11 protein-coding genes are annotated in these 12,225 nt (G+C 67.9%); 4 read left to right on the top strand and 7 right to left on the bottom strand.

The window, feature by feature from the left end; genetic code table 11:
• The first annotated feature begins 10 nt into the window (after positions 1-10).
• The 3 genes from CHRYSEO8AT_RS07120 to CHRYSEO8AT_RS07110 all read left to right on the top strand — a co-directional run bounded on the left by CHRYSEO8AT_RS07120 (position 11) and on the right by CHRYSEO8AT_RS07110 (position 3,864).
• Complete coding sequence (locus CHRYSEO8AT_RS07120) at positions 11-232, top strand: hypothetical protein (RefSeq protein ID WP_159848339.1); 222 nt, start codon at positions 11-13, stop codon at positions 230-232.
• A 222-nt stretch (positions 233-454) separates the two neighbouring features.
• Positions 455-1,660 (top strand): acetyl-CoA C-acetyltransferase, encoded by a 1,206-nt coding sequence (locus CHRYSEO8AT_RS07115; RefSeq protein WP_159848336.1) that lies wholly within the window; start codon positions 455-457, stop codon positions 1,658-1,660.
• 11 nt (positions 1,661-1,671) lie between these two features.
• A complete protein-coding gene (locus CHRYSEO8AT_RS07110) occupies positions 1,672-3,864 on the top strand; it encodes a 3-hydroxyacyl-CoA dehydrogenase NAD-binding domain-containing protein (RefSeq protein WP_159848333.1) in 2,193 nt (730 codons plus the stop codon).
• A gap of 408 nt (positions 3,865-4,272) precedes the next feature.
• Here CHRYSEO8AT_RS07110 and recA read toward each other — a convergent pair whose 3' ends face one another.
• The 6 genes from recA to CHRYSEO8AT_RS07080 form a co-directional block, all read right to left on the bottom strand.
• A complete protein-coding gene (gene recA, locus CHRYSEO8AT_RS07105; RefSeq protein ID WP_159848330.1) occupies positions 4,273-5,355 on the bottom strand; it encodes a recombinase RecA in 1,083 nt (360 codons plus the stop codon).
• 178 nt (positions 5,356-5,533) lie between these two features.
• Positions 5,534-7,387, bottom strand: a complete 1,854-nt coding sequence (locus tag CHRYSEO8AT_RS07100; protein WP_159848327.1) for a M20/M25/M40 family metallo-hydrolase — start codon at positions 7,385-7,387, stop codon at positions 5,534-5,536.
• Positions 7,388-7,462: 75 nt separating this feature from the next.
• Positions 7,463-8,416, bottom strand: coding sequence for a right-handed parallel beta-helix repeat-containing protein (locus CHRYSEO8AT_RS07095; RefSeq protein WP_159848324.1), 954 nt, complete (start codon positions 8,414-8,416; stop codon positions 7,463-7,465).
• 1 nt (position 8,417) lies between these two features.
• Positions 8,418-9,215 carry a PA-phosphatase gene (locus CHRYSEO8AT_RS07090; protein ID WP_159848321.1) on the bottom strand — a complete coding sequence of 266 codons (798 nt, stop codon included), beginning with the start codon at positions 9,213-9,215 and terminating at the stop codon, positions 8,418-8,420.
• Positions 9,212-9,715, bottom strand: a complete 504-nt coding sequence (locus tag CHRYSEO8AT_RS07085; RefSeq protein ID WP_159848318.1) for a hypothetical protein — start codon at positions 9,713-9,715, stop codon at positions 9,212-9,214. The genes CHRYSEO8AT_RS07090 and CHRYSEO8AT_RS07085 overlap by 4 nt, the downstream gene beginning before the upstream one ends.
• Positions 9,716-9,791: 76 nt before the next feature.
• Positions 9,792-10,142, bottom strand: coding sequence for a ribonuclease (locus CHRYSEO8AT_RS07080; protein WP_236547454.1), 351 nt, complete (start codon positions 10,140-10,142; stop codon positions 9,792-9,794).
• A gap of 106 nt (positions 10,143-10,248) precedes the next feature.
• On the opposite strand from CHRYSEO8AT_RS07080, the gene CHRYSEO8AT_RS07075 reads away from it, so the two are divergent.
• Complete coding sequence (locus CHRYSEO8AT_RS07075; protein WP_159848315.1) at positions 10,249-11,253, top strand: LLM class flavin-dependent oxidoreductase; 1,005 nt, start codon at positions 10,249-10,251, stop codon at positions 11,251-11,253.
• Here the strand turns inward: CHRYSEO8AT_RS07075 and CHRYSEO8AT_RS07070 are convergent.
• Positions 11,250-12,221: an alpha/beta fold hydrolase gene (locus CHRYSEO8AT_RS07070; protein WP_159848312.1), complete on the bottom strand. Its 972-nt coding sequence runs from the start codon at positions 12,219-12,221 to the stop codon at positions 11,250-11,252. The genes CHRYSEO8AT_RS07075 and CHRYSEO8AT_RS07070 overlap by 4 nt on opposite strands.
• Positions 12,222-12,225 lie beyond the last annotated feature (4 nt).

Below are 12,225 nucleotides of genomic sequence, written 5' to 3'. Positions count from 1 at the left end.
GCACCGAGCCATGCGTATCCTCATTCTCTCCGCCGCGATCAGCCTGCCTTTGCTGGCGGCTTGCGGCACGATGGGCGGCGTCAGCAGCTATCAGAAGGACATGGACGCGCTGGAGGCTGAATGCACCCGCAGCCAGGGCATCCTGACGCCGACCGGCCTACAAACTGGCCGGCCCCAGACGGAATACGCCTGCAAGATAACCGGCGGCGCGACGCGTATTCCGCCGCGCTGATTTAGTCTGAGCGGACCGACAGCCGAGCCGGTCCGCTCGCCAGCGGCGTCGAAACTCATCTTGAGTCGAAAAACACCAGACCCATGGCGCAGCATCACGCGGCTTATTACTTGACGTTGACGTAAACGTAGGGTTCTTGGCGAGCACGCTTGGAACCGCCTGCCCCTCATGTCGCGAACCGCCGCGCGGTGAGCATGGGGCCAAAGATGGAGACGCACTCCCATGGCTGACGCCTATATCTACGACGCCGTCCGCACGCCGCGCGGCAAGGGCAAGAAGGACGGCTCGCTGCACGAGATCACCGGCCTCAGCCTGGCCACCCAGGTTCTGGAGGCTCTGCGCGACCGCAACGATCTGGACACGTCCAAGGTCGATGACGTCATCCTGGGCTGCGTCACCCCCGTGGGCGAACTCGGCGCCGACATCGCCCGCACGGCGGTGCTTTCGGCCGGCTGGTCGCAATATACGGCGGGCGTTCAGGTCAACCGCTTCTGCGCCTCGGGCCTGGAAGCCGTGAACATGGCCACCGCCAAGGTGAAGTCCGGCGAGGCCGATTTCGCCGTTGGCGGCGGCGTCGAGGTCATGAGCCGCGTGCCCATGGGTTCGGACATGGGCGCATGGCCCACCGATCCGTCGTCGGCCTTCCCGACCTATTTCGTGCCGCAGGGCGTGTCCGCGGACATGATCGCCACCAAATACGGCTTCAGCCGCGACGACGTGGACGCCTATTCGGTCGAGAGCCACAAGCGCGCCGCCAAGGCCTGGGCCGAGGGCCGGTTCAAGAACTCGGTTCTGGCGGTCAAGGATCAGCTGGGCCTGGCCATCCTGGACCATGACGAGACCATTCGTCCGAACACGGACATGCAGGCCCTGGGCGGCCTGAACCCCTCCTTCGCCATGATGGGCGAGATGGCGTTCGACGGCGTGATCAACCAGCGCTACCCCGAGGTCGAGCGCGTCAACCACGTCCACACCCCCGGCAACTCGTCCGGCATCGTCGACGGTTCGGCCGGCGTGCTGATCGGTTCGCTTGAAGCCGGCCAGGCTCTGGGCCTGAAGCCGCGCGCCAAGATCTTGGGAGGCGCCTCGATCGGCTCGGAACCGTCGATCATGCTGACCGGTCCGGAATATGTGACCCGCAAACTGCTGGGCAAGCTGGGCATGACGCCCGACGACATCGACGTGTGGGAGCTGAACGAAGCCTTCGCCGCCGTCGTCCTGCGCTACATGCAGGCCCTGAACATCGACCACGCCAAGATGAACGTGAACGGCGGCGGCATCTCGATGGGCCACCCCCTGGGCGCCACCGGCGCCATGATCACCGGCATCGCCCTGGACGAGCTGGAACGCTCGAACAAGTCGACGGCTCTGGTCACCCTGTGCATCGGCGGCGGCATGGGCACCGCCACCGTCATCGAACGCGTCTGAGGATCACACCCATGGAAAACTTCAAGATCGACGTCGACGCTGACGGCATCGCCCTGATCACCTTCGACGTGCCGGGCCGTTCGATGAACACCCTGACCTCTTCGGTGATGAAGGAAATCCCCGAGCTGGTCGAACGCATCAAGACCGACGACGCCATCAAGGGCGCAGTCATCACCTCGGGCAAGGCCTCGGGCTTCTGCGCCGGCGCGGACCTCGGCGACATGGCCGGCGGCGTGCTGTCGGGCGGCGGAGACCTGCAGAAGGCGTTCGACGCCGGCTGGAAGCTGAACGGCGCCTTCCGCGCGCTGGAGACCTCAGGCAAGCCGATCGCGGCCGCGATCAACGGCCTGGCCCTGGGCGGCGGGCTGGAGTTCACACTGGCGACCCACTATCGCGTGGTCGAGAACGACAACAAGATTCAGCTGGGCCTGCCCGAGATCAAGGTCGGCCTCTTCCCCGGCGGCGGCGGCACCCAGCGCCTGACGCGCCTGGTCGGTGTGCAGAACGCCATGATGGCCATGAGCGAGGGCAAGTCCTTCCGCCCCAACGACGCCAAGGGGGCCGGCATCGTCCATGAAGTGGTCGAGAAGGGCCAGGCGGTCGAGGCCGCCAAGGCCTGGATCAAGAACGGCGGCAAGGCCGTTCAGCCGTGGGACGACAGGTCGTTCAAACTGCCCGGCGGCGGCCCCTATCACCCGGCCGGCATCCAGAACTTCATGGTCGGCAACGCCATGCTGCGCAAACAGTCCTACGGCAACTATCCGGCCGTGGTGAACCTGATGAAGGCCGTCTACGAAGGCGCCCAGGTGCCGATGGACGCGGCCCTGCGCATCGAGACCCGCTACTTCATCAAGACCCTGATGACGCCGCAGGCCCAGGCCATGATCCGCTCGCTGTTCCTGTCCAAGCAGGAACTGGACAAGGGCGCCGTGCGTCCGGCGGGCATTCCGAAGTCGGACCCGAAGAAGGTCACGGTCATCGGAGCCGGCATGATGGGCGCCGGCATCGCCTATGTTCAGGCGCTCGCCGGCATCGAGACCATCCTGATCGACCAGACCCAGGAAGCCGCCGACAAGGGCAAGGCCCATGTCGAGGAACTGCTGAAGAAGCGCCTGTCGCGCGGCCAGCTGACGCAGGAGAAGTATGACGCCCTGCTGGGTTCGGTCACCGCGACGACCGACTATGAGCTGATCAATGGTTCGGACCTGGTCGTCGAGGCCGTGTTTGAAAGCCGCGAGATCAAGGCCGACGTGACCAAACGCGCCGAGGCGCAATTGGCTGAAGGCGCCGTGTTCGGCTCCAACACCTCGACCCTGCCGATCACCGGCCTGGCCGAGGCCTCGGTCCGTCCTGCGGACTTCATTGGCATCCACTTCTTCTCGCCCGTCGACAAGATGATGCTGGTCGAGATCATCCTGGGCGAAAAGACGGGTCAGGCCGCCATCGCCAAGGCGCTGGACTATGTGCTGAAGATCAAGAAGACCCCGATCGTCGTCAACGACAGCCGCGGCTTCTACACCTCGCGCTGCTTCTCCACCTTCCTGATGGAAGGCATGGCGATGCTGGAGGAGGGTTACGGCCCGGCCCTGATCGACAATGTCGGTCGCATGACCGGCATGCCGCGCGGCCCGCTGGAGATGCACGACGACGTCGCTCTGGACCTGTCCTACAAGATCGCCAAACAGACCCGGGCGGACCTGGGCGACAAGTATGTCGCCAACGAGGGCGAGCAGATCGTCGCCACCATGGTCGAGGGCGGACGGTTCGGCCGCAAGAACGGCAAGGGCTTCTACGACTATGACCAGAAGCCCAAGACCCTGTGGGCGGGTCTCGCCGACCTGGCGCCGACCACCAAGGGCATCGACAAGCCCGAAGAGGCCACCGCCTTCGCCCAGATCGACGACCTGAAGACGCGCCTGCTGTACCGCCAGGCCGTCGAGGTCGCCCGCTGCTGGGCCGAGGGCGTCATCGACGACCCCCGCGAAGCCGACCTGGGCGCCATTCTGGGCTGGGGCTTCGCGCCCTGGACCGGCGGCCCGATCAGCATGATCGACGGCATCGGCCTGGCCAAGTTCGTGGAAACCGCCGACCGCTTGGCCGCGACCTACGGCGACCGGTTCAAGGTGCCGCAGTTGCTGCGCGACATGGCCGCCAAGAACGAGACCTTCTACGGCAAGTTCGCCCCGGAGAAGGCCGCCGCCTGATTGGCTGCGGACAGCGTTGAGTAACGGAACGGGCGGCCTTCGGGTCGCCCGTTTTCGTTTGGCCTGTCTTTCTTCCGCTCATCCCGGCGAAAGCCGGGACCCAGTGCTTTGGGCTATCCGGCTCGTCCTCTGGCCCAATCACTCAAGCCAACGCACTGCCGAGCGACAGAACTGGGTCCCGGCTTTCGCCGGGATGAGCGGGTATCTGAATCTGGCCTCAAGTAGCGCGAACGCGCGATAGGCCACAAAAGAAAGACCCGCTCGACACGAGGTCGAGCGGGTCGCTCCGCCGCCCTTCGCGGGGTCGGTGGCGGGTCGCTGGGGCGACGGAGTAGGGTGAAAAGACCGGGCCGACGCCGGAGCGAACCCGAAAAGGTCCGCCCGGCCGACCAGCCTCTTGTCTTGGTGTCAGCCTTCGAGATCCTGACCTTCGTCCGGCTCGGGCGTGCCCAGCAGTTCGTCGGCGATCTTGTTGGTCGAGGCCCGCACCGCCTTCTCGATCGAGGCGGCGATGTCGGGGTTCTGTTTCAGGAATTCGCGCACATTCTCGCGGCCCTGGCCGATCCGGGTCGAGTCATAGCTGAACCAGCTGCCCGACTTCTCGATGATCCCGGCCTTGACGCCGAGATCGATGACCTCGCCCAGTTTGGAGATGCCCTCGCCATACATGATATCGAAGATGACCTCGCGGAACGGCGGGGCGACCTTGTTCTTGACCACCTTGACCCGGGTGGTATTGCCGACCACCTCATCGCGGTTCTTGATCGCGCCGGTGCGACGGATGTCCAGACGCACCGAGGCGTAGAACTTCAGCGCATTGCCGCCCGTCGTCGTCTCGGGCGAGCCATACATGACGCCGATCTTGTGACGGATCTGGTTGATGAACAGGACGATGCAGTTCGACTTGGAGATCGAGGCCGTCAGCTTGCGCAGCGCCTGGCTCATCAGACGCGCCTGAAGACCCGGCAGGCTGTCGCCCATCTCGCCTTCGATTTCGGCGCGCGGTGTCAGGGCCGCGACGGAGTCGATGACCACGATGTCCACGGCGCCGGAGCGCACCAGGGTGTCGACGATCTCCAGCGCCTGTTCGCCGGTGTCCGGTTGCGACACCAGCAGGTCGTCCAGATTGACGCCCAGCTTCTGAGCGTATCCCGGATCCAGCGCGTGTTCCGCATCGACGAAGGCGGCGACGCCGCCGGCCTTCTGAACCTCGGCCACCGTATGCAGGGCCAGGGTCGTCTTGCCCGACGATTCAGGACCGAACACCTCGATCACCCGTCCGCGCGGCAACCCGCCAATGCCGAGCGCCATGTCCAGACCCAGCGATCCGGTGGACACCGAGGGGATCACGTCGGCGACCCCGCCCTTGCCCAGTTTCATCACCGAACCCTTGCCGAAGGCGCGATCGATCTGCGCGATCGCCGCCTCCAGGGCGCGTTGCTTGTCGCCGTCGTCCTTGCCCACCAACTTGAGTGCTGCCTGTGAAGCCATTGCCTTCGTCTCCCTTGCCATGATTCCCGTCATTAAGCTTGGGAGAGACCCGCCTGGACCCGCCCCCGTTTCGTGAGGACGACTATGTGCATGGTTTGTTCTGGTTCACAAGATGTTCTCATTGATCAAAACGAGAACATCGAAAAAGCACGACCGTTTCTGACGTAGGGCGGTTCAGTCAGGCGATGGCTCTCGCAGCCAATGCCACACCGCATCCGGCAATCAGACAGACGGCCGCGAGCACGCTCAGCGCCCTCGCCTCCCCTGCCGATGTCGGCGCCAGAGGCCGGGCCGTCAGCACCACCAACAGGGCGATCAGGCCCAAGGCGCCGGGCAGGTCCATGCCGACGCCGAGAAACACGCCGTGCCCCTGCACCAGCAGCCATCCGCCCACGACCACCGTCGCGACCGCTGCCGGGATCAAGGCGCGCCAGGACGTCAGGCTAGCCCCGATCACGGCCGCAAGCGCTGCGGCGAGCGCGGCGATCAGGCCGGGCCAGAGGAACAGGAAGGCCGCCTCGGGCGCCACGGCCTGGACCAGCCCGCCCAGGATCAGCACCAGCACGATCAAGCCCAGCCAACCGCCCCAGGGCGTCTCGTCCTCGCCCGAGGGCCACGGGCTCAGCCCCACAGCGACCACCGCCGCGCCGACGACCAGCGGGCTGAAACCGCCGAGTGCCGTCGCCAGAACCGCCGCGACGGCGACGACCCCGGCCGTGACCCTGCGGCCGATCCGCCCCCGTCCGGCAACCAAAGCCATGACCAGCCCCGCAACCGCCAGCGCCACGCCGATCTCCAGCACCGGCAGTCGGCGCAGCAGGGTGTAATAGGTCTCGGCCGAATCGATCCGGCTGCCGACCGGCCCGGCCAGCACCCGCACGGCCTGGCCCACGACCACGGCGCTGGCCAGCAGCCACAGGCCACCCATCGCGCCCCGCACCACCGACATCGCGTTCATCCCCGTCGCATGACGCGCGCCCCAGGCGGCGAAGGCGGTCGCCAGACCGGCGATGGTCAGCAGTATCCAGCCGACGACCGGCGGGTGATGCACGACGAACAGGCCGAACACATCTGCATAGACCGCATTCTGCGTCGCCTGCGGCAGGCTCGGCGCGCGCAGGAAGGCGTCGGCGGTTTCCAGCGCCTGGGATCCGATATGTTGCAGACTGCCCTGGTCCAGCGCGTCGGGCGTCGAGGACGGCGAATGGTACTGGGCCGGGCGGCCGATAAAGGCCAGATTGATCCCCGCCAGTTCGCGGCCCGCCGCCACCGTGAAATCCGTGCCGTTGGGCATCAGCCGATAGATGAAGATCGCCAGGGCGTTGCTGGACGGCCCCCCGGTCGCCTTGCGCGTCGCCTGGGCGTAGCGGGCGATGGTTTCGGCGTTTCCGGGTCCGGTCTCGAACATCATGGCGCGCCCGCCGCCGCCCCGCGCTTCCAGGTTGATCACGGCGCCAATGCGGTCGCGCAACGGATGCTCGCTGAAGAAGGCCCGCGCCCCGTCCAGGTTCAGCTCCTCCGCATCGGTCAGCAGGACGACCAGCGTCCTGTCCACCCCGCCCCGCGCCTTGATCGCCCGCACGGCTTCCAGGATCGACGCAACGCCGGTGGCGTCGTCGGCGGCGCCCGGCGAGTTCGGCACGCTGTCGTAATGGGCCATCAGGGCGACGGCGGGCAGGCCAGGATCTCGTCCCGGCAGAACCCCCACGATATTGACGGCTCTCAGCGCGCTGGCGTCGCCGCCATCCTTCACGATCCGCGCCACCGCCGCAGGCGACAGGGCGCCGGATTGCAGGCTGGGCTGCAGCCCCAGCACGGCCAGCCGCTGGACCAGATAGGCCTGGACCTGCTGATGTTCGGCCGATCCGACAGGATGGGGCGCGCGCGCGATGCGGCGCACATCGACCACGGCCCGCTCGGCGGAAAAGCCGACGGCGGGCGTCGAGGCCGGCAGAGGCGCGGGCGTCTGGCTGGCGATCACGGCCAGCCCCAGGGCGGCGATAAGAGACGCGAGAAACAGAACCAGCCGCATACTCAAAATCCCCCGATCGATCAGGCGCTCAGTCAGCCTCGAACCGCGAGCTTGCGCAAGTGCGGCCCAAAGGCCTCACCGTTGGACGATGTTGCGCGCCGTCACATTGCCCGTCGCCCCGTCGCCGTTGTCTACGCTGGAGCCGAACGGCCAGCCCCGGTCGTCGCCGCAATAGGGCCGTCCGCCCTCGCGTGAGCCGATCACCACCGCGCGCGGACGCAGCCAGCCGGCCCCAGTGAAGACATTGTCCGTGATCTGATTATATGACGGCGTCTGGTGCCGGATCACCCCGTCCTCGCCGCAGTTGCGATACAGGAAGACCCCGCCCCTGCCGCCCAGGGCCAGCCGGTTGCCGACGATTCGATTGGCGCCCGAGCCGTCCACGGCGATCTGCTCGCGCCCGGTGCGGATGTCGAAATCATTGTCCTGAATCAGCGCGCCCGCGCTTTCGGCGTCCAGATAGACGGCGGTGGACGTCGAACGGCCGGAAAAGGTCGACCGCGTCACCGTCGTGCGCGTCACCCCCGGCCCGACATAGAGGGGTATGGTCCCCACGCCCTCGAACCGCACCCGGTCCAGGGTGACCCGGATCGGCGCCGCGGACTGGGCAGCCTTCGTATGGCTCGCGGTGCGCGACGAGGCCAGCAGGTCGCGCATCGACCCGCCGGCGCCCATGCCCCAGATGCGCACATTGCCCACGACGGTGCAGTTGCGCACCGCGACATCGATCGGCCGCGACCACTGGTCTCCCTCCTGCCGCGACCAGACGGCGACGGTCGGCGCAGCGGTCGTCGCCGGGCCGGGCGCCCGCACGGCGCCCCCGCCGCAGTCCAGCGACGCACCCGACGCCTCCGCCCCCTCAATCAGGACACGTCGACGAATATCCACGCCCGACAGTTCGGCGCGGCACCTGAGGCGATAGGGTCGGTCCGACGGCGTGGTCAGGTCGCGGATTTCCTGCGCGGTGCAGGGCCGGTCGGCGGGCGACGCCTGAAACGCCAGGGCTGACAGGGCGAGCCACAGCGCCATGTCAGGGCAGGACGGTCGCCAGGGCCGCGCGTTCGGCCGCGCAGCCGGGGTTGGTCAGGCCGCTGCGACGGGCGGCCTCCAGTTCCGCTCGCGCTGCAGCGACGTCCGCCTGGAAGGCGGGTGTCTGCACGACCTCGACGACGACGGCCCGGCCGATCTCTTCGCCCACAGCCACGTCGGTCGGATAATGCATGGCGCAGATCAGGCGGCTGACGCCGATCTGATGGCCGATCCGTCGCACGGCCTCGGCCCGATCCGGCTCCAGCGCGGCGAAGGCCTCTCCATAGGCCGCGCCCACGGTGGCGCTGCCGGAGGGATAGGAGGCGCTTTTTCGCGCGGCCGCGTTCACGACCTGACAGGCGCGCCGGTTGGGATCGTCGCCGATGGGCCGAGGCCGCGCCGCTCGCGCCTTCACCCGTTCCGCCACGCTGTTCGCGTCATGAAACACGCGCGCCATCAGCCGATCCAGCGCCGGCGTCTCGGCCGACCCCAGTCGCACGCCCAAAGCGCAGTCGAAATGCTGCAGGGCCAGGGGCGGACGCAGTTCCGCATGGGAGGTCGCCAGCAGCCAGCGATCACTGTCTTCCAGGGCGACATAGCGCGCGGAGGCAGCCTTGTCCGCCAGGTCCTGGGTCGACCCGACCGCAGGCGGCGGCGGGACCGCCTCGGCCAGCCGCGCGATCGCCCCCTCGGCCAGAAATCCCTCAGTCGGCATCGTCACGACCGGTTTCGAGGCGCCGGCGCAACCGACGACCAGCAGGATCGCCGTCGCCGCGCCCAGGGCGGCGACCGGCCTCACTGACCTGCGCTCCAGCCCAGCTGGACCGAGGTCGCGCCCGCATCCGTCGGCGCCGCCACGACCTGCAGCGACGGCCCATTGGCCTGGTCGCCCGCCGCGCCATAGGCCCGCGCCTCACCCTGGTTCATGCCGGTGACGGATCGCAGCCCAGCCGCCTCCGCCCGCTCGCGATAGAAGGCCACGATCTGATCCGGCGAGGCGTCGGTGGTGAAGGTCACCAGACCGCCTGCGCCCGCTTCGCCGCCCGCCAGCAGCGGCTGTCCATCGACCTGTGCGCCTGGATAAATCGCAGCGAAAGCCGGCGCGCCGTCGATCGCAGGTGCGGCCGCAACAGACGCGTCGTCTGACGGCGCGACACGATCCGGCGTCGGCGTCTCCTCGACCGCCACAGGCGCGCCCGCATCGGGCGCCTGCTTCGCGTCGGCCGGCTCGGCCGTGCGGTCGCATCCGGCGATACAGAAAAGAACCACGGCGGCAGCTGCCGCCCAACGAAGCGTCATCGAGAGATCGTCCCTAGACCTATTTGGTCGAAGCGCCACCGTGGCGCATGCGTGCGGCGTCAGCAAGGCGCCGTCGTCAGTCGCCGCGCGCGCCTTCCGCCGGATCACCGCCGGAACCGTCGAAACGACGGCCCGATCCCTCGACGGCGTCTGGGTCTGCGTCCGACGGTGAGTCCGGGTCGGCCGACTCGCGTCCCTCTTGCGCCAAGGTCGCGTTGATCTCACGCGAATCGGGATCGTCGTCGGATCCCGAGGCGGATCCGCCCCGCAGCGATCCTGCCCGCGTGTCCGATCCCGAATCGCTCCCGTCCAAGGCGTCGATCAGCGTGTCCGCCTTGTGCCCCAGATCCGGCTTTTCGCCCATGTCGGCGGCCTCTCTTGCGTCGTCGCAATCCACGTCAGGCTTGTTGGGATCGATGTCCGTCATGGCGAAGGTCTCCGTAATGAGGATTCGAGTCTTAAAGCGCCCGACCCGGTTGCGGTTCCGCACCCCGCGCCCTTGAACCGCGACGCACAGCCCCGATCTAGGCGTCATGACCCCGTTCTCAGTTCTTGACCTCTCCCCCATCGTCGAAGGCGGCGACGCCCGCCGCGGCCTGGACGAAACCCTGGCCCTGGCCCAGGCCGCCGACCGCCTCGGCTATGAGCGGTTCTGGCTGGCCGAACACCACAACATGCCCGGCATCGCCAGCGCCGCCACCTCGATCGTCATCGGCCATGTGGCGGCGGGGACGCAGCGTATCCGTGTCGGCTCGGGCGGCGTCATGCTGCCCAACCACGCGCCCCTGGTGGTCGCCGAACAGTTCGGCACGCTGGAGACGCTGTTCCCCGGCCGCATCGACGTTGGCCTGGGCCGCGCGCCCGGCACGGACGGCGCCACTGCCCGCGCCCTGCGTCGCTATTTCGAAGGCGCCGACCAGTTCCCGCGCGACGTGGTCGAGCTGATCCAGTGGTTCGAACCGGCGTCCGACAACCAGCCCGTCCGCGCCGTGCCCGGCGCCGGGCTGCGCGTACCGGTCTGGCTGCTAGGCTCCAGCCTGTTCAGCGCGCAGCTGGCCGGTCAGCTGGGCCTCCCCTACGCCTTCGCCAGCCATTTCGCCCCCGAACTGCTGCTTGAGGCCCTGTCGCTTTATCGCCGCAGCTTCACGCCTTCGGATCGCCTGGCCAAGCCCCACGCCATGGCCGCAATCAACGTCTTCGCCGCCGACACCGACGCGGAAGGCGTGCGCCTGTCCACCTCGATGCAGCAGAGCTTCGCCCGCCTCTCGACCGGCAAGCCCGGCAAACTGCCCCCGCCCGTCGACGACATCACCACGGTCCTGACGTCGCAACAGATCGAGGGCGCAAAGGGGCGGCTGATCTATTCCGCCGTCGGCGGGCCCGAGACGGTCAAGCGCCAGCTCTCCGACTTCATCGCCCTGACTGGCGTGGACGAGCTGATGGTCACCGGCATGATGTTCGACAACGCCGCCCGCATCCACAGCCTGGAAATCGTCGCCGAGGCGCGCGATCGGATGGCGATGGCCGACGCGGCCTAAAGCCCGGCCAGAAACTCCAGCAGCAGCGCGTTCACCTCTGCGGACCGCTCCTGCTGGATCCAGTGCCCCGCCCCCGGCACGACCACCGACCGGGTCAGCCCCGGCGCCCAGTCCTTCAGCCCCGCCTCATGCCCACCGGCATAGTGGCGCACCGGATCGTCCTCGCCGACGACGAACAGGGCTGGAGGTGTGATCTTCTGGTCCTGCACGAAGGCTGTCAGCGACCAGTTCAGGTCCATCGCGCGGTACCAGTTCAGCGGCGCGTCGAACCCGCCAGCCGAGAAGGCCTGCACATATTCGTCGAAATGATCCGCGCTCATCCACGGCGGCAGGGTCGCGGCGTCGGCGATGGTGTCCAGCAGCGCCACGCCCTCGGGCATGAAGCCGGTGGATCTCCGCTCCGCCGGGGTCGCCCCGTCATAGGCGTAGAACAACTTTCTCAACGCCGTCGCCGGATCGTCGTCCAGCGCCCGATGGGCGTCCGGCGCCTGGAATCGGCTGATATAGAGGTCGCCCAGCCCCACCCGTTTTGAGATCGCGGCCATGGCGGCGGTGGGCGGTCCCTTGGGCCGGCGCGGCTGGAACGGCACCGACAGGCCCGCCACTGCGGTGAAAACATCGGGCCTCAACAGGGCGCAATGCCAGGCCACCGGCGCGCCCCAGTCGTGACCGACCACGACGCAGGACGCCTTGCCCAGTGCGTGCACCAGATCGACCATGTCCCCGACCAGATGCAGGATGGAATAGGCGTCCACCCCCGCCGGCTTCTCGGTCCCGCCATAACCCCTCATGTCGGGGGCGACGACGTGGTAACCTGCCCGGGACAAGGCCTCGACCTGGGCCCGCCAGCTGACCCCCAGTTCGGGAAAGCCGTGGATCAGCAGGACCAGCGGCGCGTTGGGGTCTTCGAACCCGGCGTCCAGAACCTGTTGGACCAGGCCGTCGGTCTTGATAAGCCGCGTTCGCATTCCA

Source organism: Brevundimonas sp. G8, assembly GCF_902506205.1.
GTDB lineage: Bacteria > Pseudomonadota > Alphaproteobacteria > Caulobacterales > Caulobacteraceae > Brevundimonas.
The sequence above is the reverse complement of the archived record's forward strand: the minus strand, read 5'-3'. Positions and strand labels throughout refer to the sequence as shown.